This window comes from Pseudoalteromonas sp. P1-16-1b, from assembly GCF_001401785.1.
In the GTDB taxonomy this organism is placed as follows: Bacteria; Pseudomonadota; Gammaproteobacteria; order Enterobacterales; family Alteromonadaceae; genus Pseudoalteromonas; species Pseudoalteromonas undina.
On sequence record NZ_LKGQ01000001.1, the window covers coordinates 238,913 to 263,185 of the forward strand.

Consider the following 24,273-nt stretch of genomic DNA (forward strand, 5'->3'; position numbering starts at 1 on the left):
AGCATGATCAATGTTAAATGCCGTCATAGCCACTAAACATAAAAAAGCACCTCTGATCGCCCCTGCATTAAAGCCACTTGGCTATAATGTGGTAACAACCAGTCTATTTGATACCGACACGCTAGGGATGTTTACTAATGAAGTGCAGCGTGATTGCAGCGCCCAAATAGCGGCATTAACAAAAGCTCAACGCGCATGTGAACTCACTGGCGAGCAATTTGGACTTGGTAGTGAAGGCAGCTTTGGAGGTGGGCCATACCCTGGGTTAATGAACTGGGATGAAGAAGTAATTTGTTTTTACGATAAACGCACAGGCATCGCTATTTATGGACGCGCAGGCGGGCCATTTTCACCCAGCAGCTTAACCATCAACAGCGAGACCAATATTGAATCAATCATTGCTGCATGCCAGCGCTATAAAGAGCAACACTGGATACTTGATGACACTCAAACACTTTATAAAGGACTAAGCTTTGAAAACTTGGTTGCTTTATTTAAAGAAAAAGTGCCCAAAGCCGGCATAATCACACCTGATTTAAGAGCCATGTATAGTGGGCAACGCCAAGCTATTATTTGCCTTGCTGCCGAGGACTTAGCAAGGCGGTTGGCATCAAAATGCCCACAATGCCAGAGTGCTAACTTTGTTGCCAAACAGCTCACGAAAGGCTTGCCCTGTGAACTATGTAACATGCCCACACAACAAGTAAAATCAACAACCTCTTTGTGTGATTGCTGCGGCTATAACCATATTGAAGCGAATAAAAAACACGTTGCTGATGCAACATATTGCCAGTTTTGTAATCCTTAAGAGTTATTATGACATCATTACAACCAACTCAATTATTAAATACTGAAGAGCGTATTAACCAAGCCGTTGCATTATTAAAAGCCGGCGAATGCGTCGCTTTACCCACAGAAACTGTTTATGGTCTAGCTGCAGATGCGACTAACAGTGATGCCGTAGCGAAAATATTTACCGCAAAAGGACGCCCAACAAATCACCCGCTCATTGTGCATATTCCCAATCAGTCGCATCTACACAATTGGGCAAAAAATGTAAATAAGGCAGCCATCACACTTGCTGATGCATTTTGGCCCGGCCCACTCACCCTAATTTTAAATGCTAAAGATGATTTAAACAGTCCGGTAACAGGCGGCTTGCCCACCATTGGACTTCGCGTGCCTGCGCATCCTGAATTTTTAGCGGTACTAAAACGATTAAATACTGGTCTTGCAGCTCCCTCAGCTAATCGCTATAAGCAATTGAGCCCAATCAGTGCAGCTCATGTAATACGCGATTTGAATGGTCGAATTAGTGCGGTATTACAAGGAGGTGAATGTAATGTAGGTATTGAATCGACCATTGTCGATGCAAGCTCACAGCAGTTACGCATATTACGCCCAGGGCCAATTTCAGCAGCTGATATTCTGCAAAAAACCGGACTGCATGTCAGCACACCACATTCACATAACGAAGTGGTACCGGGTAATGTAAAAGCGCATTATCAGCCTAATGTCCCTGCCATGTTAGCTAATACTGAAGATTTCGCTAAAATTTTAACTGAGAACTCTCAGGGTAAAAGTCACTATTTGATCTATTCGACTCAAGTGCAACAGCAATTATTAGCGAGCGACATTCCATCCGAACGTATTACTAAGCTAAATAGTTGCCCTATTGAATACGCTAAAAATATGTATAAAGCACTGCATCTTATTGATGAGAAAACACCATTGAATATTTATATCGAAAAACCGCCAGTAGGCAGTGAGTGGGCTGCAGTGAATGACCGACTTAGTCGCGCCACCACAGTATTTGTAGGATAAGTTAATTAACCGTTAGGTATTCAATAACCGTTGCTGCTGCCACTGGTTTATAAAAGTAATACCCCTGAAAGCGTTTACAGCCAATATCCACTAACATATCAAACTGTGCCTGTTCTTCAACGCCTTCAGCTATAACACTTAAGTTATGGCTGTTGGCAATGGCGATAATACTTTGCACCATACTGTTAGACTTAGGGTCTATTAAAATATCATCTACAAAGCTTTTATCTATTTTCAGTTCATCTATGGGTAAGCGCCTTAATAAACTCAGTGATGAATAACCTGTACCAAAATCATCCATCGAGAAGCGTATCCCTCTAGATTTTAAGCTATTTATCGTATCAATCACATGCTCAAGGTTATCCATAAACAGTGACTCTGTAATTTCTAAGATTATACTTTGCGGGGCAACATTATGGGTTTCTATGCTTTGCAATAATGTTGTAATGAAAGCACTGCTTTGAAATTGCATCACTGAAATGTTGATTGCTAATTCAAGAGGGGTATCGCTGTGTTGTTGCATCTTTGCAAATTCACTAATAGAACGCGCTAAAACAAAGTCACCTATTTTAAATATTAAATCACTTTGTTCTGCAATAGCAATAAACTCGGCAGGTGAAACCATACCCAATTCACCGTCATGCCAACGAATAAGTGCTTCCATAGCATGGATTTTTCCCTGTTCATTCACTTGGCACTGATAGACCATAGAGAATGATTGTTCACTTAGCGCTACATTTAATCGCTCTTCTACTTTTAAACGGCGCAAATAAGCTTGTTTTATATCTGCATGGTAATGGCACAGCCATTGCCCTGTATCTTTTGCCCATTGATTAGCCAAATGCGCACTGCGGACCAGCTTACTTTTGGTTATGCCATGCTCTGGGTAGTTGGCCACACCGACACTCATATTTAAAGGACGTTCGGTATTTTTGGTTTCATATTGTTCAATAGAAGATGCTAATATTTGTTCAAAAGCGTGCCTATTTTGCTCATCCGATAAATGCGGTGTAATAATGCAAAACTCATTACCACTGTTTCTAAAAACTAGGTATGGAACTGCGAATGTAGCTTGCAACATTGCGGCATAGGCTTTAATTGCCTTATCGCCATACTCCATACCAAAGCGATTATTCATTGAGCGTAAATTGGTAATGTTTATGATTGCTAGACTAAAAGATGTCTCTTTTTTTGCTTCAAAGCTATCACGCAGTGCTTTTCGATTGGGTAACTTTGTTAAATCGTCGTTCCGAGAAAGGTAAAACAGTTCATCAACTCGTTTTTGCTCAGCACGAGCAATAAACCTAAAACCAAAATATAACACCGTACAAATCAGTAAATAGATTAAAAAATACCAGCATACCTTCCAATAAAAGACGTTTTTTATTGGCTGCATTGCCCGATTTGAGAGTGTCCATAATTGATAGCGATTATCAAATTTTGCAGAGGTTAAATAAGGCTTACCACCTACATGTGTATCAATACTAAACACCTCTTCTGAGGATTTAAATATTTCTTTATCCTTGCCTGTTTGCTTTATCAAAGCATTATCAGATAACCCTAATGCCTGCTTAATTTTGGTTTTTGTATAGCTAGCTATATCTGCATCTTTTACGGAACTGTATTGAATAAAACCATCAATTTCTCTTGCTAGCATTATGTAATCGTCACTATTACTTTGCAAAATATTGAGGTATTTAGCGCCTCTTGATACCGCCATCCCTGCAGTCATTACAGCAATCACAGTGCCACTTTTGTCTCGTAATGACTTCCTTATTGGAATAACCCATTCTTGTAACGATAGATTAAAATAAGTTTGCCCTAACACCATTTTGTCTGAGCTAAGGGTTTGTGAAAAACTTTGGCGGGTTTTTTCATTTTCTTTCAGATTAATCATTGTTGAGGCATTTAAATTTGAGCTGTAGTAAATAATTTCCCCTTGGGGATTAAACAGTCCAAAGCCTAATAACACAGGATTCTCTAGTAAAATATTGTCGAGAAGTTTAATTGTTGATGTTTTTTCGGTTAAGTTATTGTTTGAAAGGATGTCTCTGCCAATTAAATCCAGCATAAGTTCTTTATTTCTAAGGGTGCTTTTAAGTGCTTGCGCAGAAAATTCGACACGGTTTTGGGAGCTTGTGCGGTATTCTTTTTCGATATTTCGCCATTCATAAGCCAACAAAACGCTTAATAGGACTAGACCGCCCAATAGCAAAAAACAAAAGAGTTTCCATAAATTATTTTTTATTAGTGCCATCTAATTTCTCACAACCCGTTTGGTAGTGTGTTATGTATTTGGGCCCTTAAATGCACTTTATGGCTAGCTTGGTTTTTTTTCAAGCTATTTTATTGCAAAGTTGAGAAAAACACATAAAAAAAACGCCCATTATTTAACATTAAAAATAAAATAAATTAACAATAAAGTTGGTAAGTGTTTTATTTTATTGTTAAGACAAGGCTCGTATACGTTTGAACCCAGTAAACTGTATTTACGTTTATCGCAGAGGTTATTGAGCGACTATTATAGTTTATTTATTAAATATAATATTGATTTAAAACAATAGCTTTAGTTGTAAACTGCAAGTCAAATTAACCCTTGCATCAAGCGCTTTAGTTTAGTCATAATTTTGCAATAATCATCAGCGATAATAGCTGCATTATTAGTCAACAAAGCTTTATAAGACCCTCATGAGCGAATCTATGGTGCAACTAACCTTTGCACTACCGTCATTTGAAGATCCAATGTCTGCGGCATTAAGCCACAGCATGGAATTTGAAACGCTGTCATTGCATGCTAATAGCCAGCATCAAATTGCTTTGCAATGCGTTTTGCCTGAAGCGGCCCATGAAGGTGATATTATTTCGCTGAGCGCAACTTTACCAAATGCACGAGCAGCTCAGTACTACACAGAAAAAAAACTCAATCAATTTGATTTAGAACAGGGACGGGTCACGCTTAGGTTGAACCAAATAGCGCATAGTCGTGGTTTTGTAATGCAAATGATTTTGCACGGTAAACACGGCACGTTAAAGAATAGTTTGCAGTTCGATATGCATATTAACCAATTTGGTAGTGGATATACTATACCAGTAACTTCGATTACCCCACCAAAGCCGCACCGCGTTCGTCAGTACCTCGCCAGTATGGGAACAGCTTTAATCTCACTTTTTTAGCTCTTGTTATAAATTTTACCATTAAGCTTTAATTAGTTAATCAGCAAAGCTCACTTTACCCATAGTAATATCTAAAATTCCACCTCTTTTATTTTTAGCACTTTGTCGCTGCCCTGCTAAACATTCGTTTGCCAAAATAGCAAACAGCACCGCCTCTTTGGCATCAGGGTGAACACCCAAATCATCAGTATTCTTAAACGCCTTAATATTTGGGCAGTGTATTAGTAATTGCTCCATCAATAATGGATTATGAATACCTCCACCACTGGCATATACCACACAGTTTTGAACCCCTTTAGCACAGTCATTTAACGCCCTAGCAATCGTAGTCGCAGAAAGCGCATTTAATGTCGCCAACACATCTTCATGGTTTAAATCTTGGGTTGCGGTTTGGGCTTGGGCTGCACGTAATAAGGCTAAATTAAACACCTCTGGCCCTGTTGTTTTTGGCAGTGGTAATTTAAAAAACGCATTATCGCTGAGCGATTTTAGCAGTATTACATTTACCTTGCCTGCTTTGGCAAGCTTTGCGCCCTCATCATAATGCATTCCTTTAAAGTAATACTGTACGTAGGCATCCATAATGGTGTTACCTGGGCCTATGTCGCTACTAAACACGCTACTAGCATCACCGCTTTTAGGTAAAAACGTTAAATTAGCAATGCCACCCATGTTTAATAAAATGCGGTTTTCGTCAGGGCTGGCAAAAAATAAATAATCGCCATACACGGCCAGCGGCGCACCTTCTCCACCAGCGGCAATATGCTTTTGCCTAAAATCGCCAACAGTGGTAATGCCTGTAGTAACGGCTATTTGGTCACTATCACCTATTTGCAAGGTGCCATGTTTAAAGTCATGATGGTTATGCTGCGACTGCGGACAGTGATAAATAGTTTGCCCGTGGCTTGCAATGGCATCAATACTCGCAGGATCAATACCCCATGTAATTAAACACTGATTAACCATCTCGCCATGGAGTTTGCCCACCCAAGGATGTAATAAAGTCAGCACTTCTAAATCGCATTCGCGCTTAGCAAATACCTGCTTTATTTTAGTTTTATACTCGTCGCTGTATTCAATCGTAGTAAAATTTTTAACCTCTATTTGTGTATGCAAACCTGCACCGGTTATTTTACATAGCGCCACATCTAAACCATCTAAAGAGGTGCCACTCATTAAACCAATAATTAAACGACTGGGCTTTTTAGCGCTATTATAAAGGGCTTCGATATGAGGATGCATAGAGACTCTGTCTGGGTGTTTTTTACATTTTAAAAGAGTTTTAAGCAAAGTTATACCTGTATACACTTTAATTTTAATGAATTGTTTTTCATTGTTTAAGCGTTTAAAGCTTGCTAAGTTGTTGGCTGATAATAACAAACTCATTTGTAGCATGATCACTTTACGAGCATTTAAACAACACGATACCTGCCAAATAGTCACCATTTTGAACGATCAACAAGTAGCTCGCTATTTGTCCTCTAAAATTCCATTTCCTTATACTCAAGCAGATGCAAACTGGTGGGTAAACGAAGGAGCAAAATGTGGCATCATTAAAGCTATTGAAGTTGATGGCCTGTGTGTTGGTTGTATTGGTGTTATCCCTGGTGAGTTTGAGTATAGCCGCAGTGGCGAAATAGGTTATTGGCTTAGTCAGCAATATTGGGGGCAAGGTATTATTACCCAAGCCATAGAGTTGATTACTAAAGAAGTGTTTGAAAGTACTAACTTAAACCGTATTCATGCGGCTGTATTTGCTGGTAATGTTGGCTCAATGAGCGCGTTGCTTAAAAATGGCTTTAATAACGAAGCTATTTTAAAGAAAGCAATTTATAAAAATGGTCACTATTTAGATAGCCATGTATTTAGTGTGCTAAAACAGAGTAATTGTTCTAATTAAATTCTTTCGACGGTTGAATTAACCACCTCTCGCCCAAAGCTCGTGTATCAAGGTACAAATCTTTTCTACCTATCCGCGCATTATTGTTGAGCAATGTATAGTTTTAAAGCTTAAACATTCGGTATATAGGTCGTTTTTTCACTCTATCATGGAGATTTTTATGTCCACAACCAGTCGTCAATTTACTTTAGCATCACGCCCACATGGCGCTCCTACCAATGAAAATTTTGAACTTAAAAACGTAGAGTTACCATCATTAAAAAATGGTGAAGTATTGCTGCGTACTATTTATTTATCACTAGACCCTTATATGCGTGGCCGCATGAGCGATGCTAAATCGTATGCCGACCCTGTAGAAATTGGTGATGTAATGGTTGGTGCAACGGTTTGCCAAGTCGAATCATCTAAAAATGATACGTTTAGCGAAGGCGAATGGGTATTAGCATATACAGGCTGGCAAACTTACGCTATCTCAAATGGCGAGGGCTTAATGTCATTAGGTAAAGAGCCAACAAATCCGTCATACGCACTTGGTATTATGGGTATGCCTGGCTTTACCGCCTACATGGGATTACTAGATATTGGCGCACCTAAAGCGGGTGAAACCGTTGTTGTTGCAGCAGCTACAGGCCCAGTAGGCGCAACGGTTGGTCAAATAGCTAAAATTAAAGGCTGTAAAGTAGTAGGCGTTGCCGGAGGCAGCGAAAAATGTGCACATGCTGTTGAAAATCTAGGCTTTGATGCCTGTATTGACCATAAAGCAGATGACTTTGCCGAGCAGTTAGAAAAAGCATGTGAGCAAGGCATTGATGTTTATTATGAAAATGTGGGCGGAAAAGTGTTTGATGCCGTATTACCTTTGCTTAATACCTCAGCACGCGTGCCTATCTGTGGTTTGGTATCGCAATATAATGCCACCAGCTTGCCTGAAGGCCCTGATAGATTAGGTATGCTAATGGGACAATTGTTAACTAAGCGTATTAAAATGCAGGGCTTTATAATTTTTGATGACTATGGCGATCGTTATGACGAATTTGCACAAGACATGCAAAAGTGGTTACAAGACGGAAAAGTTCAATACCGCGAACATCTTGTAGATGGTTTCGAAAAAACCGTCAGCGCATTTAACGACATGATCAGCGGGAAGAACTTCGGTAAAACCGTAGTAAAGATTAACAGCCCACTATAATAACATTCAGGCTGTGTTGTAATTCAACACAGCTCAATAAGGAAGAAAATGATTAAACTACACCATTTAAATAAATCTCGCTCTAAACGTATTATTTGGTTATTAGAAGAGCTTGAGGTTGATTACGAAATTGTTGCTTATCAGCGCAATACTGAAACTTTTTTAGCCCCTGATGAGCTTAAAAATGTTCATCCACTGGGTAAATCGCCAGTTATAGAAGATGATGGCTTAGTGATCGCCGAGTCTGGCGCTATCACAGATTACCTGATCACTAACTATGGTAAAGGTAAGTTTGCACCAGCCACAGGTACTGCAGAATTTGTAGACTATCAACAATGGCTTCACTTTGCAGAAAGCTCTGCAATTTTACCTCTTCTGCTAAAAATGTTTGTCCAGAAAGATGGTGCTAAAACGCAATTTTTAGAGGGCTATGCCGATGCTGAAACCGCTAAAGTAATTAGCTACTTTAACAGCCGCCTTGAAGGCAAACGTTATTTAGTGGGCGATACTCTCACTGGTGCCGATTTTATGATGTCGTTTATTGTTGAAATCGTTAAAAACGCTGGCCAACTAGGGCACTTTAAAAACCTAGTTAAATACGATGAGCAATTACAATCTCACGAAAAGTTTCATACTGCCAACGAGCTTGAAGCTAAATACGATTAATTTTATGTTCGCTTTGATTGTGGCTAACGCAATCAGAGCGACAACCTCGTTACTCAGGCCTGTCTAAATAAATTTGTTTAAACGCATTAAAATTCAATTCAAATAATTCAACCAACGTCGGATCGAAATGATTACCTGCGCCTTTAATTATTTCCGCCTTTGCTTCATCCATGCTCCAAGGCTCTTTGTAACAACGACGACAACATAACGCATCAAATACATCAGCAATCGCAGTAATTCGCCCCTCTAAACTGATCTCTTGCTGTTTTTTTGCGTGTGGATAACCAGCTCCATCCCAACGTTCGTGATGATCAATTGCAATGTTAGCAGCCATATCAATTACAGGGTTAGCTGTTCCTTTGAGGATTTCCCAGCCTTTGGTGGTGTGCTGTTTCATAATTTCCCATTCATCAGCATCCAATTTAGCTGGCTTATTTAAAATTAAATCTGGAACTCCCACCTTTCCTACATCGTGTAACTGTGCTGCTAAACTAATTTTATCGCAGTATGATTGATTTTGATTATTTAGCTGCGCTAATAGTTTTGCATATAAACCAACCCTGATTACATGTGAGCCGGTTTCTTTGGAGCGTGACTCCATCGCTCCTCCCATTAGTGAAATAGCCAGTTGCTGGGTTTCTTCAATTGAATTAGCTAATAAGAGGCTTTCAAAGGTCAGTACTACATTACCCAAGAATAAATCTACTAGCTGTTGAGCTTCTTTTTTTACCGGCTGCAGCGACTGAAACGCTAAAATGGAATCGAGCCCTTTTTGCGAATGATGAAAATAAACATAATGATCTTCTGCTATAAAATTCTGCTTAGTTTGCTTTGCCCTTAAAAAATACTCTTGATGTTTTTGTGGAATACTGTCAATTCCATTGCCCGTGAATAAATGTATGCCAGAAAGCTCTCCCTCAATCATCTGCAGTTTTTCATCTAACTGGCAAATACCAAAGACCTTAGGCGCATCAATATACAAATTGGCGGAGCTCATATTCAGTACTAGTTTTAGCTCTTCCATTACAACAGAAGTAAACTCAACCAAGTCACCAATTTGGGTAATAGTAGAAATTGCTATTATTAGCCTTTTTAAGTTGTGCCGATGGTTTTGTAGCATACAAATATCGCGATAGGCGCGCAAAGAAGTATAAAAAATCAACTCAAGATCTTGGCTTTGCAGTTGGCTCTTCGCTTTATAACCATCAATATCATAATCGCGAATAACACTGCGCTCTGGCGCAACCCCTGGCTGACCTGTGCGTAAAATAATTCGGCTATATACATTTTGTAAGTCTTGGCGAACAAATCGTGCAAAATCTAATCCTGCATGCTCAGTTTCCATTACTACATCTAATAAAATTAATGCATAGCGCTCTGAGCTTTGTAGTTTCTCTCTGGCCTCTGCCGCACTGTAGACACTATGTAATTCAATAGGTCGTTGCTCAAATTCAAAGCGCTTCATTGCAAGTTGAGTTACTTGATGTACAGATTCATCATCATCAACCACTAAGATTTTCCATGGTTCAACATGCTTGCTGTCGACCGCTTGTTTTACAACTTCATCATCTTGTAACCAATCCATAAACACACTCTACTAGTTATTAATTCGGTAGCGTTAAGGGGAATTGAATAAAAAAATAAACTCCCGTTGATTGTTTTTCCTTTATAAAAATTTGCCCCTTTAGACGATGTACAACAAGGTTGTACACAATGTTCATTCCTAAACCACTGCCACCACCTGCTCTATTTGTGGTGTAAAAAGGATCAAATACTTTTTTCTCTGCCTCTTCAGTCATGCCTCTTCCGTTATCTTGATAATGAATGCAAACAGAATCTGAGTAGTCTATATGAACACTTATTTGCCCTTTTTGGCTGCCATTTTTAAAACCATGAATAATTGAATTCATTACTAAATTAGTGAAGATTTGTGCTAAAGCACCAGGATCAGAATACACTTCAGGCTCAGGTTCTTTCGCACTAATAGTAATGTCAACGGGTGTTGCTTTGAGGGTATGGTAAAGGCTTTTTTGCACCTCATTTAAATAACTACTTATATATAAATTACGTAATTCTTCGGTTGTTTGATCAACCGCAACACGTTTAAAACTGCTTATTAAACCTGCAGCGCGCTGCATATTTTTTAGTAAAATGTCACAACTTAAATCAACTTCACTAATAAACTCGCTAAACTGCGTTTTACTCAAGGAGCCAGAAGCCACCTTATTTTTAGTTTCAATCAGCATTTCTCTTAAATGCGACGTCGCAGTTACGCAAACACCTAGCGGCGTATTCACCTCATGGGCTACACCACTAACTAAACTTCCAAGTGACGACATTTTTTCTGCTTCAACAAGCTCCTGCTGAGTGCGACGAAGCTCTATGGTTTGCTCAACTAGAGCCTGCTCTGCCTCGTGGCGTTTACTCGACATTAAATTAATAGAATCACTTAAACGATCATAAGGACCGCGCTTTGAAACTGTTTTAGAAAAATCACCTGCTGCAATCGCAGAGCAAACCTGATCAATATCTTTACTGGCTTTAATTAAACGCTCAAAACTTCTAAACATAGTGCCAAGCTCATCATTTTGAGTCATATATTTTTGAACATGAATGGATAAATCGCCATTAGCTAACTGTTCAACAGATTTAATAGCAATATTAATACGCTTAGTTGTTCGGTTAATAAAATACCAAAAGAGTAAAAAAACCAGTAATACACTTGCAAAAGCCGCTGCCAGTAATGGTTTAAATTGCGCTTGAATAGGCCCAATAATATCGGCTTCAGAGCGGCGCACTATCACTGTCCAATTACCAGTGGCAACCTTGGCTTTATCAAAATAGAAAAACCCGGAATCAAAAGGATCGTTCGCAGATAGTATCTCTCTTTCTTGCCCCTGTAGCTTTAGCTGTTTGGCTATACTTGCGTAATCTGTATCTAAAATGGCCTTCGTTTTTAATCCTGAATGATTTAATGTCGTTGCAATCACGTTGTCGCGTTGACTGAGTAACAAAACATCTATTTTTAATTGCTGCTTTATGGTTTGCAAGAATTCAGTGATGTCAGCGAGGGCTCTATCTACGCTTGCCATACCGACAAATTTATCATTAATGATAATGGGCGAACTTTGTTCAACCAGCATTCTTCCCTCGTAAACATAGGGCTCAGTGATCATCGTCTCTGTATTGCCATCACGTAAAAACTGTTGGCGTACTCCCTCATAATAAAGACTAGATTCCATGTCCACCAAGGGCTCAAGTAACAAGCGTTCAGAATCATTAAAGTCACGGTGCCAATAAGGTAAAAAACGACCGGTTTGATTTACATAAACGCCTTCTTTTAATGACGGAGCATTAATATAGGCTTGATCTTGATTATCGGCATTAGGCTCATAACCAAAAGAAGCCCCCACGAATGAAGGATTCATTTTAAGCACTGCACGAACAAAATTAATACTTGCCTCTCTATCACCAAACAACCCATTTTGCTGTGCTAAGGCCATAATTTCGGTAGTGCGTACTGCCAATTGCGTCTCTTCATTTACTTTTGCAGAAATAGTATCGGCGGTCTGACTCAAGTTAAGCTTTGCTTGCATAACAGCCTGATTAAGGCTGGTTGAATACCAGTAACTCAAAATACCCGCGATGATGAGCATAACGGGCAATGCCAAATACAGCAGCATTTTTCCTTGCAAAGAATGTATGAGTGTTAGTCGCATAATTTTAGGCTTAAACAAGCAAGCCAATGTCCTGAGGATTTGAAGTAGTAAGCTTAAAAATTAGACTATAAAAACTTTCTAGGCAAATGAATTGTGTAGAAATAAATGTGAAAGCAGGGTATTAAAATACCAGCTGCCTAGTAGATAAGATTGTTAAATAGGGTATGGTTTAAAGACAAAAACACTCTGCAAAACTTTTATTTTTAATCGGCCAATCGATAACCCACAGCTGGTTCAGTTAAGATATATTTTGGACTAGCGGGGTTAGCCTCTAATTTTTGTCTGAGCTGTGCCACATGGACTCGTACGTATTCAGGACGGTCTATGTACTGCGCTCCCCAAATATGGCTTAAGATTGCATTATGGGTGAGTACTGTATTTTTATTTTGAAACAGTAATAATAATATTGCGTACTCTTTTTTAGTGAGTTTTATCTCATTTCCAGATGAGGTTACTCTGTGCTTTTGTGGATCTATTGTTATATTCCCGCAGGTAAATGCCACACTCGGCTGGCTTTGGGTGCGTAATAAAACCCGAATCCGGGCTAGCAACTCATTAGCGCTAAACGGTTTGGTAATATAGTCATTTGCTCCATTATCAAGCGCTGTGACTTTTTCTACTTCGCCATCTCGAGCCGATAGCACTAAAACAGGTAAGGCACTCCATTGTCGAAATTCAACTAACCAGTCTTGACCATCCATATCTAGCAGGCCTAAGTCTAACAATACAAGATCGTAACTTTGCTCACTTAAACGTGCAAAACCATCTAACCCTTTATCACAAATACTTAGCTCGTAACCACTGGCTTGCAACAAGGTTTTTAAAAAGCTTTGTAGAGGGGGAGAATCTTCTAATATCAAGATTTTAGTCATTACTTTTTTCCCAGATTAACTTTGCGTGCGCCATATTTGTTTCGTTATTAATTGTTAATGTAAATGTGCCCTGGTGAAATTTAGCAACCACATCACAAATAATGCTGCCTAACCCAACGCCTTCATCGCTACTTGTTTGCCCTTTAATTACCAAGTTATTAGTTAGAAGTAACTGATAAACTACCTTTTGCTGATTAGTACTTTGCGTAAATTCAACGCTTACCTTTTTATCACCATAACGCCATGCATTTTCGAGCATATTAGCCAGCGCAATTTCTAACAAAGTCACATCCCCTTTGCATGTTGTCTGAGCGTCTATATTGGTATTTATGATAAAATCAGTGAGTTGCTGCTGTCTTCTAGCTTTAGCTTCACTAAGTAGTGCTTGTAAGTTTATTGTTTGCCAACTTAGATTTTCACCCATTTTATTAACTCGGCTTAACTCCATTACTTTATCAAAGTGCTCATTTAGTATTTTACTTTGCTCATAAATATTACTCGCTTGCTCTTTTATCACGCTGTCACTGAGGGTAATCTCATCATCTGCAAGCATGCTCGATGCGCCCATAATAGTCGCCAGTGGTGTGCGTAAATCGTGAGACAAACTGCGTAAAAGTGCATTTTTAGCGCGCTCTAATTCCGCTTGCACCGAAATAGCAGCCGACTGTTGGCGTAATAACGTTTTTTCATGTACCTGATAAAGAAGCGAAATAGCGGTGTCCGCAAAGGATTTTTGCCCTTGCGTTAACCGTTTAGTAAAATTAAACCCGCCCCAGCTAGGGTTAACTTCACTAAGCAATATAAACTCACTATTGCCCTGCGATGCTGCAGGTATAAATGTACAAGATGCGTTTAAATGCTTGCTGATCCGCTGCACAAAGTACTTTTTTTGTTCATCCAGCGTATCTAGGCTGTTTAAGTCTTTGGCCAGTTCATACAAGGTGCGACTATTACTTGCATGTAATTGCACATCCCTAACTTTAGTACTGAGCTCCCCTGCCAATTGGCTGATCACAAAACCAACAATCAGCATAACCATAAAGGTTACTAAATATTCTATGTTTTCAATATGAAAAGTAAAATTTGGGGCAACAAAAAACCAATCTGTACACGCCACACTCACTAAGGTGGTCAGTATGGCAAGACGACGATTACTGCGCACAGCAACCCAAGTCACCCACAATAACTGAAGCATCACGATATCGGTGGTAGTAAACCAATTACGTACAGGGTAAATGGCAATAACCACAATTAATGGCATTATTACTGCCAAAAACAATGCGTTATACCAACGTGGTTTAGCCTCTGCCTGATTCATTAATTATTCCTCTAACATTTGAGAACCTAGATTACTGCCTTTTCGATATTGCCTCTATAAAGTTTTTATAAAGTTTTTTATCTGATTCGTTAAATCTTTATAAAGCTTTTAACGCCTACCTACATTGTTACTTTAATAACTCATATTCTAACTTCAGCAGAAGGAGTAATACGTATGTTGGGTTGGATAAAAATAGTGATGCTTACAGCCTATGTATTAACTGTTTATTGACCAAATGAACTTTACCACTTCTCTTTTTTAACTTTAATTTAGGTATCAACATGGCACATTTTACAGTGATCGGATTGGGTCGATTTGGCATTGCAGCAAGCCTTGAGTTAATTCATTTAGGGCATACAGTCACTGGGGTTGATAGTAACCCTAAACTAGCTGAAAAATATGTTGAGCATTTATCAGAAACCGTTGTTTGCGACTCCACTGATGAAGCCGCACTTAAAGAGCTTGATTTAGCGAGCAGTCAGGCCGTTTTAGTGGCAATAGGAGAAGACATGCAATCGAGCATTCTGTGCACCCTTGCATTAAAAAACCTAGCTGTTAAGCAAATATGGGTAAAAGCGAGCACTAAAGCCCATCACACAATTATTTCTAAATTAGGTGTAACACGCATTATTCATCCTGAAGAAGAAATGGGCGTGCGAGTTGCACAAGCGCTTAATTACCCTGTAGTGAACGACTATATTTCCCTAGGCAATGGCATATACGTTGTTGAAGTAAGTATAAAAGCGCACTTACATAAAACAAAACTAGGGCATTTACTAAAAGAAATGAAACGCACTGTAGACCCATTATTGGTTAAGCGCGCCAAGCAAACGTTTGCCAAACTTGATGATGACTTTGAGTTACTTACCTACGACACCTTACTGTTATCAGGTAATCGAGTCGAACTAAACTATCTTGCACCAAGGCTTTTATAATCATGGTTTTATGGCATCCCCTCAAAACGCCTATTGAGCGAAAAGTCAGTGGGCATAAAAAACTCAATGCGGCTCCACCGCTTATTTTATGTTGCAGTTTTTTAATATTAATAACGCTTGGGGCATTGGCGTTAAAACTGCCTTTTGCAACCTATGAGCCTATTTCATGGATACAAAGTGCGTTTACAGCAACCTCTGCGGTGACTGTAACTGGACTGGTTGTCGTCGATACCGGTTCAGTGTTTACTCCTTTTGGACAAGGCGTTATTGCGCTATTAATTCAACTAGGCGGTCTAGGTTTAATGACCTTTGCGGTTGTAACTTTAATGGCACTGGGTAATAAAGTTGGCTTTATTCAAAAAACAGTGACTAAAGCTGCTTTTAATCAAACAGATACATCTACTTTGGTAAATACCGCTAAGTCTGTTTTGCTGTTTGCGCTAATCGTTGAATCTGTAGGCATTATTATTTTAACGCTGTATTGGCTACCCGAAATGGGCTTACAAAAAAGCTTTTTTCATGCACTTTTTTATACTATTAGCGCTTTTAACAATGCAGGGTTTGCATTAAGTCCTAACAGCTTAATGCAGTATGTAGAAGACCCCGTTGTAAATTTAACAATTACCTGTTTGTTTATTATTGGTGGCCTTGGCTTTACCGTATTAACAGATTTATATAAGTCAAAGCGTTGGGCTAAGTTCAGTCCCTACAGTAAATTAATGCTGATCAGCACTGTTATTATTAACGTTATTGCATTGTTGCTTATTTACGCAATTGAATACGATAATCCAAAAACACTGCAGCCGTTATCTGAAGTAGGTAAATGGCTAGCAGCTTGGTTTCAAGCCGTTACTCCCCGTACTGCGGGGTTTAATACCATTGCTATTGAAGAATTAAAAAATGCCAGTACCGCTTTAACTATGATGCTTATGTTTATCGGTGGCGGCTCTTTGAGTACAGCAAGTGGCATAAAGGTCGTTACATTTATCGTTTTAATACTAGCAACCTATAGCTACTTAAGACGTGACAAAGGCGTCACCGTGTTACGCCGAGAAATAGACAAAGATTCAGTGTATAAAGCATTAGCCTTAACCGTTATTTCAGCGGGAGTCACTTGGTTGGCTATTTTTACATTACTGGTCGTTGAAGATGCACCTTTTTTAGATGTTGCTTTTGAAGCGGTATCGGCACTGGGTACTGTAGGGCTTTCACGCGGTTTAACGTCATCGTTATCACCGCTGGGGGAGTTTATCATTATGTTTTTAATGTTTATGGGCAGAATAGGCCCGCTCACTCTCGCCTACTTTTTAGCAAGTCCACGCACTAAAAAACTAAGATACCCAAGCGCGCAACTCTCTATTGGTTAACAACACTAACGCGGGTTAATCAGCTCGCATTTTAAATACCCGCTAATTCACGTTCGGTAATACACTCATCAGACGCCATTTCGAATTCTCGACACGTTAATGGGCGATTTTCGTAAATAGTACACATTAACGTATTTCTATCGAGTGCTTGGCACCAACCATCGTCGCCGCGCTTCATTACTTCGCTGCCCCATTTATCGTAATCAATATACTGAAAAGGGACACCGGTATCACTAACAATACGCACTTCTAATTGGCAACAACACGCTTGGCAATTAGCACAAGTGACGGCGGTTGTATCGATATTTTCAACAGCAATGATTGAGTTTGACATACAGACTTTTGATAAATGGTATACAACCTATAGGATACACGAGCGAGGCAGCGGTGACAGTAAAATAACTGTCAGATTTTAAACATCGTCATATGTAATTAACCAATTACTAAAAAAGCGTGCTGGTTAATCAGCACGCTTATTAGTTGTAGATTAAAAAGTGAAAACCACTTTAACGTTATCCGATACTGCTGATGAAGAAACAAAGCCAATGGTGTCAGGGTTCGCTGCGACCATTTTGATTACTTCACTGTCATTTTCTAACTCTTTAGGCGGTGTGCCCTTTCCTGTAAAAATCAGTTTTGACCAATATGCTTTTAACTGAGAAGACGTTTTATTGAGTAATTTACTATTAAATTGCTCGGTTGCAGCACTGCTTGATTCTTGAGATATTGGAATGATCTTATTGCCATTGCTAAATGACTTTTCTTTTCCTGTATAAATTCGACTAATAACAGACTCATCAAAACTACTTTCATTTGAAGGATGCACGATAATAGCAAATTCTGCATAGGCGAAGTTAGTAAACAAGAATATTACACATAATATTAATTTTTTCATTTTACTTCTCCTTAAAATACAACATCAACACCAAGGGTGATTGCTTTACTATCACCGGCCACAGCTAAATCAAACGAGTCATCTTTGACTCTATCGTATTGCACTTTAAATGCAGCTGACGGATGAAAATCCCACCTAACACCAACAGCAAATGTATTATGCTGCTCTGTATCACCCTCACCTTCTTGTTCAAAGTCTGAAAACATGACATAGGGTGTAATTGAATCAAAACGATAGCCCGCACTGATCATATAAGTATCGAGATTACCATCTAGGTCTAAGCGGTTCAGTTCACTTAAAACAAAAAAATCACCAAAATCAAGGTTTGCAGCTAAGCCATAAAATTTACCATCTCTACTGTCTTTACCATCCCACAAAACGGGTTCACCCGCGCGAAAACGCTTGTTGGTATATTGCATGTGGGTCACTCTTAGTTCGAGCCAGTCACGATTAAGTAACAGTACGCCGCCTAACATATCTTCCCAAATTTCTCTTGTCGGCTCTTGAAAGAAGAAGTCTGACAACAGCTTGTTATCGTCATCATCTTCTTTACCGGTATAAATGTTCGCGGATACTCCCCAGTCACCTACAGAGCCTGAGTAAAGTAAATTAACCCCCTCGTAGTTAAATACTTGCCATGTATAATTGTCAGCAGGGGCCCGCATCCATACATATGCATAACCTACATCGAAAAAGTCTGAGTAGTAAAATAGTGGTAAACGCTTCTTACCTGCTTGAACAGTCCAATTATCGTTAATATCGTAAGAAATATAAGCCCATTCAAAATTTGCCTCAAAGTCGTTAACTCCTCTGGCAACTAGCTGACCAGTTACAGAAAGGCCTTCACCTAAGTCGCCTGATACCTGTAATCCAATCAAAGACTCTGGCGAAAAGGATAAATCTTCAGTGTAGGCACTTACATTTGGATAGTCCGCTAGAAAGGTTGGTTCAACGCCATATTGCGGGACACCGGTGCCACTGAGCACTTTACCCGCATTAATACTCGCGAAACCTGAAATATTAATTTCAGCATAACTACTTGCTGATACAAATACCCCCAATAGTATAATTTTTTGCAGTTTCATTGATCACCTCATTATTATAATGGCCGTCATAGCCAAATTGAGTATAGTTAAGCGAGAAAAAGAAACAAAAAATTAACACTTTTTATTTTATACTGATTTTTTAATATTAATTAGGCGCCGACCTTGATAGCAATATTGCTTTAATTTCGCTGTAGCGCTGTTGCTCACACAATGCAAAACCACTTAGTTGGCGTACTTTATTGCGTGCAAATAGCGGCACACTCATTCCCGCCAAAAACCGACATTGGGTTTCAATGCCAACATTATGCATCCCTTTCGTTGCCATATGCGCCAAAAGATCATCCACCTTTTGATATATAAGTACTGTATCAATTTTTGCAGGAGTGATTGAATATTCAAGCTTGACCGCATGTCCACGGCACACACTACAATGCCCACATTGCTGTGGCGCATTTGCATCATCAAAGTAACGGGCTAAGTTATAGCTTAAGCAAGATTGCAGCTCAAAAAAGCGCACCAAAGCAGCAATCCGTTTTATTTCAGCTTGCTCTTTATCGGTAAAGTAATCATGTAACTGCTGGGCAAGTGCAGGGTTATTAATCACCTCGCTATGCACTTTGTACACTTGAGTAATACGTTTGGTTTCAAGGGTGATAAGGTTTTTTTCTGCTAAGTAATCAAGTGCGGCTACCACACGTTTACGGTCAACCTGTGCGGCTTGCGTTAGAGAGTCAAAGTTAAGTGTACCCCATATTTTTTTAAAGTCGGTATGGCTAAATATTTGCGTTAAAAAAGCTTGGCGCTGCTGATCAAACTGATTAAGCAACTCATTTTTATCAACTAGAAATTTATACTTAAAATCGGCGTAGTACGCATACTGCGGGGTTATTGCACCTTGCATTTCCAATTGTACCAGTAAGGTTTTAAGGGCAAGCTGGCGAATATTACTTTCGCTAGAAAGACTATATTCTTGCATTTCCCATTGCTGTTGAGCTTGGCGAATATCGTTAATAACATATTCAATACCGCTGAGCTCTGGGGTATCGCCGTACACAAAGTTTTCGACTGTATTTAAGCCATCTAGATTAGCCAGCGTATAACAATTCGATGGGTTGCCATCACGTCCTGCACGGCCAATTTCTTGGCTGTAGTTTTCAATTGATTTAGGTAAATCGTAGTGAATCACAAAACGAATGTCTGATTTATCAACCCCCATGCCAAAGGCAATAGTGGCGACCACTACATTTATTTTTCCCGCCATAAAATCATCTTGAATTTGCCCGCGTAGGGTGTCTTCAAGCCCGGCATGATACGCCACCGCTTGCAGGCCCTGTGCGCTTAACATATTGGCCACTTGCTCAGCACTTTGCTGCAGCGTGACATACACAATACCGGGGCCGGTTTGCGTACGGACAATTTCAGTAAGCTCAGTATTTTTATCAGCCGTTTTAACACTCAGCACATTTAAATCTAAATTAGCGCGATAAAACCCCGTTTGCACAATGCATTGTGGATCAATAGCAAATCGCTCTGCCATATCGCGTTTAACTTTTTTAGTCGCGGTGGCGGTTAATAGTAGCACTAACGGAATATTTAACTCTTCACGGTAACGCGGTAACTTTAAGTAGTCGGGTCTAAAGTTATGACCCCACTCAGAAATACAATGCGCTTCGTCTACCACCAACATAGAAAGTGCCACTTGGCTAATAAATTCTCTAAAGCGCTCGTTTTTAAAGCGCTCAACTGACACCATTAACACTTTAATTTTACCACTGCGCACGTCGTTCATTACCGTACTGCTTTGCATTTGATCTTGGCTTGAATCAAGACTTGCGGCATAAATGCCTTTACTGTTTAAAAAACTTATTTGATCTTTCATCAACGCTAATAATGGCGATACTACCAAAGTTAAATGCGGTAAATGTAACGCAGTAAGTTGATAGCACAAGGATTTACCCGACCCCGTTGGGAATATAGCCAGTGACGATTGACCATTTAGCAGTTGTTCTATGGTTTGTTGTTGCCCTGCTCTAAACTGATTAAAACCAAAATGTTGCTCAAGAGACTGAACTAGCGAGGTACTCATAAAAGCGTCCTTTTTATGTCGGTGCCCATAAATACTGTAAATGCGCAGTAGATGAAATATTTGCATATCAGTATACAGCATATCATTGGATTTATTGCTGACATATCCTTCAATTAGGCGCACACTATAGCCCTATAAAAGCATGCTTTGCCAAAATAATTTTTTGATACCCAAGTCATTTTAAAAATCAACGTACAGAAATTGCTTCGGTATATTATTTTTAAGGGCATAGTCATGGACAAAACCATACCAAAAATTGTCATCATAGGCGGTGGCGCTGGTGGGCTGGAGCTAGCAACTCAATTAGGGCACAAATTAGGAAAGAAACAACACGCAAATATATTACTCATTGATAAAAACCGCACTCATATATGGAAACCGTTATTGCATGAAGTAGCAACCGGCTCTATTGATGCCGATTTAGATGGCGTTGTATATTCAGCGCATGCCGCCAAGCACCACTATAACTTCCAACTTGGTACCTTTTGTAACCTCGATAACAATAATAAAACCATTACCTTAAGCCCTCTATATGACGAGTTAGGGCATCAAATATTACCTAAACGAACCGTTCATTATGATCATTTAGTTATTGCCATTGGCAGTGTCAGTAACGACTTCAACACCCCGGGTATTAAAGACCATTGCTTTTACCTTGATTCAAACCAACAAGCCGAGCGTTTTCAACACGCCTTACTAGATAACTTTACTCGCCTTCATCAAGACGACGACCCATTGCATTCATTAAACATTGCTATTGTTGGCGGTGGGGCAACTGGCGTTGAGCTCTCAGCTGAGTTGTATCATGTTTCTGATTTACTCAAAATATACGGTTTAACCAATATGTCGGCGAAACGCTTGCACATACATTTGATTGAAGCGGGTCCCAGAATTTTACCTGCCCTGTCTGAGCGAATTGCCAGCTCAGCCAAACGTGAATTATTAAGATTAGGGGTTACCGTACGAGAAAACACCCAAGTTAAACAAGCAACCGAGCATGGCTTTATCACTAATAATGACGAGCAAATAAATGCGGATATTATGGTATGGGCAGCAGGAGTAAAAGCCCCTGACTTCATTAAAGAGCTAGACATATTTGAGCTGACACGTAGCAATCAAATAAAAGTGAATGATTACTTACAAAGTAGCCTAGACTCTCAAATCTATGTGCTTGGTGATTGCTGCGCGTTTACCCAAGACGATGGGACGCAAGTGCCGCCACGCGCACAATCGGCTCATCAAATGGCGCAATGCGTTGAAAAAAATCTAATTGCTACATTACGTGAGCAACCCCTGAAAAAGTTTGAATATAATGACCATGGCTCACTGGTAAATTTATCGCGATACAGCACGGTGGGCAGCTTAATGGGTAACCTAACCAGTAGTAGCTTTTTTATTGAAGGTAAAATTGCCCGCTTTATGTATATTTCACTATATAGAATGCATCAGCGCGCTATCCACGGCAGTGCCAAAACCTTTGCTTTGTGGATCAGCGAAAAGGTGCTGCGTGTTGTTCGCCCAAAAATGAAACTACACTAAATAACCTGAACTCCGGATAATAAACATAAATATCATTTTGATTAAATATGTTAGTAAATCTCTTAACTAGATTTCAGGTTAAATAGCTACATCAGTCGCGGTAATAAATAAGATTAAACAAATATTTATTACCGCCGTCTTTAATTTTTCACAATTCCCATATAAATTTACATAAACCACTCACGGAATTTAGTAATGACCTTTAAAACGCTTATTTTTAATTTTGATGGTACCGGCAGTGAACCCCGCGACGCAGATCAGTTCAGTACAGAGCATTTTAAAGAAGACGCCAGTATTTCTAATATTCTAAAACTACACTTATTGCTCGGCGGTAAACTTGATGATTCACCCACTACCCCATTTTCACAGCAACTAAGCTTTTATTACCAAGGCATAGGCACCAAAGGAAGTCGTTTAAAACGAATTTTAAATCAAACACTTGCCCCACGTTCTGAAGATGTGGCCAGCATTTTGACTCAGGCTATCACAGATTTTAAGCAGCATTATCAAAGTGGCGATACTGTTCTACTTACCGGTTTTAGCAGAGGCGCTGCATTAGCAAGGCGTTTTGCTAAATGCCTAGAGCCATTAATAAATGAGCAAGTATATTTGTGTGTTTTTGACACCGTGGCCTCAATTGGCCTGTCAAAGATAAATAAAGCGACCCGTGGCGCAGAGCATGTGGTTTTTGAAAACCATACTATTGCCAATAATGTAGCTGGGGCCCTGCATTGTGTTGCGCTTGATGAGAAACGACGGGCCTTTGAGCCCACATTAATGAATCAACAAGCAAACATTACCGAGCTGTGGTTTGCAGGAGCCCACTCCGATGTAGGAGGAGGCTACTATCGCGATGGGCTTGCCGATATTTGCCTGCGTTATGCGCTTGAGTGGCTCATTGCTCAGCCGCTATCGGTTTCGTTATTAACCAGTCATGACATAGACTATGAAAACCTTTTACCTGAGAGTAACTTGGTTGCCCAAGACGATGTGACTGTTATTCCCGATCCACTGGCGCTAAGTCATCAGCAAAATTACTTTTGGTTAAACCCATTTTTCAAGCTGGTTGATAGGCAGTGCTGTGTATTAATTAACGATGAAATTAGCCACAACGCTCCATTAATACATCACAGTGTTGCACAGCGAATTAATAAACTAACCAGCTATCGCCCTGAATCGTTAAAAAATATACATTATAAAATAATTTACAGCGATGACAGTACACTAAACTTTATGGGGCTAAGTGCTCATATAATGCTCGCCAATCAAAATATGAGCTTACTGAGTGTTAATCAAAGCAAAGATGTGATGGTGTACGCTAGTGAAGCCTACAACGCTACCGGCTTAATGCTTGCCCAAGATGCAACCTATCGCTTTACTCCTTACCCTAACCAATTTTGGTATGACGATGGTGTAAAGTGCCCTCCTTCTGGCTGGCATCGCGATAATGTGCAACTCGGCGTTAAAGAAATCCCTATGGCATTACTTGAGCCATTTAGGCGTTTAGCCACGGCGCAGTGGTTTAGCTTAATAGGAACAATTGGCCAAAGCGATGACCATGCATTTGAAATTGCCGAAGGCGTTGAAATAACCATTAAAAAATCAGGAGAATTTTGTCCATTTGCTAATGATTTAAGTCGTTTTTATGGGGCGAATGCTGGCAGAATAAAGCTCAAGGTAACACGCTTAAGCTGATAAAGTGCCCTAATAATCAGTGCACTTTATACTGCAAAGTGCACTGAG

The 24,273-nt window shown here is 39.6% G+C and carries 20 protein-coding genes; 10 read left to right on the plus strand and 10 right to left on the minus strand.

Features of this window, described 5'->3' with window-relative positions; genetic code table 11:
• Window positions 1-10: 10 nt before the first annotated feature.
• Both AN392_RS00985 and AN392_RS00990 read left to right on the plus strand, forming a co-directional pair.
• Window positions 11-808, plus strand: coding sequence for a DUF6671 family protein (locus tag AN392_RS00985; protein ID WP_055011547.1), 798 nt, complete (start codon window positions 11-13; stop codon window positions 806-808).
• 8 nt (window positions 809-816) lie between these two features.
• Window positions 817-1,824: an L-threonylcarbamoyladenylate synthase gene (locus tag AN392_RS00990; RefSeq protein WP_055011548.1), complete on the plus strand. Its 1,008-nt coding sequence runs from the start codon at window positions 817-819 to the stop codon at window positions 1,822-1,824.
• A gap of 1 nt (window position 1,825) precedes the next feature.
• Here the strand turns inward: AN392_RS00990 and AN392_RS00995 are convergent, their stop codons facing one another.
• Entirely contained in the window at window positions 1,826-4,081 is a 2,256-nt protein-coding gene (locus AN392_RS00995) for an EAL domain-containing protein (RefSeq protein WP_055011549.1), read from the minus strand.
• A gap of 431 nt (window positions 4,082-4,512) precedes the next feature.
• On the opposite strand from AN392_RS00995, the gene AN392_RS01000 reads away from it, so the two are divergent.
• A complete protein-coding gene (locus AN392_RS01000) occupies window positions 4,513-4,998 on the plus strand; it encodes a hypothetical protein (RefSeq protein ID WP_008114385.1) in 486 nt (161 codons plus the stop codon).
• A 36-nt stretch (window positions 4,999-5,034) separates the two neighbouring features.
• Here AN392_RS01000 and AN392_RS01005 read toward each other — a convergent pair whose 3' ends face one another.
• Window positions 5,035-6,240 carry an anhydro-N-acetylmuramic acid kinase gene (locus AN392_RS01005; protein ID WP_055011614.1) on the minus strand — a complete coding sequence of 402 codons (1,206 nt, stop codon included), beginning with the start codon at window positions 6,238-6,240 and terminating at the stop codon, window positions 5,035-5,037.
• Window positions 6,241-6,391: 151 nt separating this feature from the next.
• Here AN392_RS01005 and AN392_RS01010 point away from each other — a divergent pair, with 151 nt between their 5' ends.
• The 3 genes from AN392_RS01010 to AN392_RS01020 all read left to right on the plus strand — a co-directional run bounded on the left by AN392_RS01010 (window position 6,392) and on the right by AN392_RS01020 (window position 8,753).
• Window positions 6,392-6,898 (plus strand): GNAT family N-acetyltransferase, encoded by a 507-nt coding sequence (locus AN392_RS01010; protein WP_055011550.1) that lies wholly within the window; start codon window positions 6,392-6,394, stop codon window positions 6,896-6,898.
• A 160-nt stretch (window positions 6,899-7,058) separates the two neighbouring features.
• A complete protein-coding gene (locus tag AN392_RS01015) occupies window positions 7,059-8,087 on the plus strand; it encodes an NADP-dependent oxidoreductase (protein WP_055011551.1) in 1,029 nt (342 codons plus the stop codon).
• A gap of 48 nt (window positions 8,088-8,135) precedes the next feature.
• Complete coding sequence (locus tag AN392_RS01020; protein WP_055011552.1) at window positions 8,136-8,753, plus strand: glutathione S-transferase family protein; 618 nt, start codon at window positions 8,136-8,138, stop codon at window positions 8,751-8,753.
• Window positions 8,754-8,802: 49 nt separating this feature from the next.
• Here the strand turns inward: AN392_RS01020 and AN392_RS01025 are convergent, their stop codons facing one another.
• From AN392_RS01025 to AN392_RS01040, 4 genes are all read right to left on the minus strand, one after another.
• Window positions 8,803-10,338, minus strand: a complete 1,536-nt coding sequence (locus tag AN392_RS01025; RefSeq protein ID WP_010389475.1) for an HD domain-containing phosphohydrolase — start codon at window positions 10,336-10,338, stop codon at window positions 8,803-8,805.
• Window positions 10,339-10,357: 19 nt separating this feature from the next.
• Window positions 10,358-12,472 carry an ATP-binding protein gene (locus AN392_RS01030; protein ID WP_235575558.1) on the minus strand — a complete coding sequence of 705 codons (2,115 nt, stop codon included), beginning with the start codon at window positions 12,470-12,472 and terminating at the stop codon, window positions 10,358-10,360.
• A gap of 203 nt (window positions 12,473-12,675) precedes the next feature.
• Window positions 12,676-13,344 carry a response regulator gene (locus tag AN392_RS01035; protein ID WP_055011554.1) on the minus strand — a complete coding sequence of 223 codons (669 nt, stop codon included), beginning with the start codon at window positions 13,342-13,344 and terminating at the stop codon, window positions 12,676-12,678.
• Window positions 13,337-14,662 (minus strand): DUF4118 domain-containing protein, encoded by a 1,326-nt coding sequence (locus AN392_RS01040; protein ID WP_055011555.1) that lies wholly within the window; start codon window positions 14,660-14,662, stop codon window positions 13,337-13,339. Before AN392_RS01040 ends, AN392_RS01035 begins: the two co-directional genes overlap by 8 nt.
• A 281-nt stretch (window positions 14,663-14,943) precedes the next feature.
• On the opposite strand from AN392_RS01040, the gene AN392_RS01045 reads away from it, so the two are divergent.
• Together AN392_RS01045 and AN392_RS01050 are read left to right on the plus strand one after the other, a co-directional pair.
• Window positions 14,944-15,597 (plus strand): TrkA family potassium uptake protein, encoded by a 654-nt coding sequence (locus AN392_RS01045; RefSeq protein WP_010389479.1) that lies wholly within the window; start codon window positions 14,944-14,946, stop codon window positions 15,595-15,597.
• Between the two features lie 2 nt (window positions 15,598-15,599).
• Window positions 15,600-16,964, plus strand: coding sequence for a TrkH family potassium uptake protein (locus tag AN392_RS01050; protein ID WP_055011556.1), 1,365 nt, complete (start codon window positions 15,600-15,602; stop codon window positions 16,962-16,964).
• Window positions 16,965-16,995: 31 nt separating this feature from the next.
• Here the strand turns inward: AN392_RS01050 and AN392_RS01055 are convergent, their stop codons facing one another.
• From AN392_RS01055 to AN392_RS01070, 4 genes are all read right to left on the minus strand, one after another.
• Window positions 16,996-17,298, minus strand: a complete 303-nt coding sequence (locus AN392_RS01055) for a YkgJ family cysteine cluster protein (protein WP_010389482.1) — start codon at window positions 17,296-17,298, stop codon at window positions 16,996-16,998.
• 153 nt (window positions 17,299-17,451) lie between these two features.
• Window positions 17,452-17,859 (minus strand): substrate-binding domain-containing protein, encoded by a 408-nt coding sequence (locus AN392_RS01060; protein WP_010389484.1) that lies wholly within the window; start codon window positions 17,857-17,859, stop codon window positions 17,452-17,454.
• An 11-nt stretch (window positions 17,860-17,870) separates the two neighbouring features.
• Complete coding sequence (locus tag AN392_RS01065; protein WP_010389486.1) at window positions 17,871-18,944, minus strand: porin; 1,074 nt, start codon at window positions 18,942-18,944, stop codon at window positions 17,871-17,873.
• A 106-nt stretch (window positions 18,945-19,050) separates the two neighbouring features.
• Window positions 19,051-20,991 carry an ATP-dependent DNA helicase RecQ gene (locus tag AN392_RS01070; RefSeq protein WP_055011557.1) on the minus strand — a complete coding sequence of 647 codons (1,941 nt, stop codon included), beginning with the start codon at window positions 20,989-20,991 and terminating at the stop codon, window positions 19,051-19,053.
• Window positions 20,992-21,225: 234 nt separating this feature from the next.
• Here AN392_RS01070 and AN392_RS01075 point away from each other — a divergent pair, with 234 nt between their 5' ends.
• Complete coding sequence (locus AN392_RS01075) at window positions 21,226-22,530, plus strand: NAD(P)/FAD-dependent oxidoreductase (RefSeq protein ID WP_054201439.1); 1,305 nt, start codon at window positions 21,226-21,228, stop codon at window positions 22,528-22,530.
• 195 nt (window positions 22,531-22,725) lie between these two features.
• Window positions 22,726-24,225, plus strand: a complete 1,500-nt coding sequence (locus AN392_RS01080) for a DUF2235 domain-containing protein (RefSeq protein WP_055011558.1) — start codon at window positions 22,726-22,728, stop codon at window positions 24,223-24,225.
• The last annotated feature ends 48 nt before the right edge of the window (window positions 24,226-24,273 follow it).

Excerpts from the sequence above, each read along its gene's own strand:
- AN392_RS01000 (WP_008114385.1), top strand. The coding sequence starts at position 4,513 with ATGAGCGAATCTATGGTGCAACTAACCTTTGCACTACCGTCATTTGAA.
- AN392_RS00995 (WP_055011549.1), bottom strand. The coding sequence starts at position 4,081 with ATGGCACTAATAAAAAATAATTTATGGAAACTCTTTTGTTTTTTGCTA.
- AN392_RS00990 (WP_055011548.1), top strand. The coding sequence starts at position 817 with ATGACATCATTACAACCAACTCAATTATTAAATACTGAAGAGCGTATT.
- AN392_RS01005 (WP_055011614.1), bottom strand. The coding sequence starts at position 6,240 with ATGCATCCTCATATCGAAGCCCTTTATAATAGCGCTAAAAAGCCCAGT.
- AN392_RS01060 (WP_010389484.1), bottom strand. The coding sequence starts at position 17,859 with ATGAAAAAATTAATATTATGTGTAATATTCTTGTTTACTAACTTCGCC.
- AN392_RS01050 (WP_055011556.1), top strand. The coding sequence starts at position 15,600 with ATGGTTTTATGGCATCCCCTCAAAACGCCTATTGAGCGAAAAGTCAGT.
- AN392_RS01020 (WP_055011552.1), top strand. The coding sequence starts at position 8,136 with ATGATTAAACTACACCATTTAAATAAATCTCGCTCTAAACGTATTATT.
- AN392_RS01010 (WP_055011550.1), top strand. The coding sequence starts at position 6,392 with ATGATCACTTTACGAGCATTTAAACAACACGATACCTGCCAAATAGTC.
- AN392_RS01015 (WP_055011551.1), top strand. The coding sequence starts at position 7,059 with ATGTCCACAACCAGTCGTCAATTTACTTTAGCATCACGCCCACATGGC.
- AN392_RS01025 (WP_010389475.1), bottom strand. The coding sequence starts at position 10,338 with ATGGATTGGTTACAAGATGATGAAGTTGTAAAACAAGCGGTCGACAGC.
- AN392_RS01065 (WP_010389486.1), bottom strand. The coding sequence starts at position 18,944 with ATGAAACTGCAAAAAATTATACTATTGGGGGTATTTGTATCAGCAAGT.
- AN392_RS01040 (WP_055011555.1), bottom strand. The coding sequence starts at position 14,662 with ATGAATCAGGCAGAGGCTAAACCACGTTGGTATAACGCATTGTTTTTG.
- AN392_RS01070 (WP_055011557.1), bottom strand. The coding sequence starts at position 20,991 with ATGAGTACCTCGCTAGTTCAGTCTCTTGAGCAACATTTTGGTTTTAAT.
- AN392_RS01035 (WP_055011554.1), bottom strand. The coding sequence starts at position 13,344 with ATGACTAAAATCTTGATATTAGAAGATTCTCCCCCTCTACAAAGCTTT.
- AN392_RS01045 (WP_010389479.1), top strand. The coding sequence starts at position 14,944 with ATGGCACATTTTACAGTGATCGGATTGGGTCGATTTGGCATTGCAGCA.
- AN392_RS01055 (WP_010389482.1), bottom strand. The coding sequence starts at position 17,298 with ATGTCAAACTCAATCATTGCTGTTGAAAATATCGATACAACCGCCGTC.
- AN392_RS01075 (WP_054201439.1), top strand. The coding sequence starts at position 21,226 with ATGGACAAAACCATACCAAAAATTGTCATCATAGGCGGTGGCGCTGGT.
- AN392_RS01030 (WP_235575558.1), bottom strand. The coding sequence starts at position 12,472 with ATGCGACTAACACTCATACATTCTTTGCAAGGAAAAATGCTGCTGTAT.
- AN392_RS01080 (WP_055011558.1), top strand. The coding sequence starts at position 22,726 with ATGACCTTTAAAACGCTTATTTTTAATTTTGATGGTACCGGCAGTGAA.
- AN392_RS00985 (WP_055011547.1), top strand. The coding sequence starts at position 11 with ATGTTAAATGCCGTCATAGCCACTAAACATAAAAAAGCACCTCTGATC.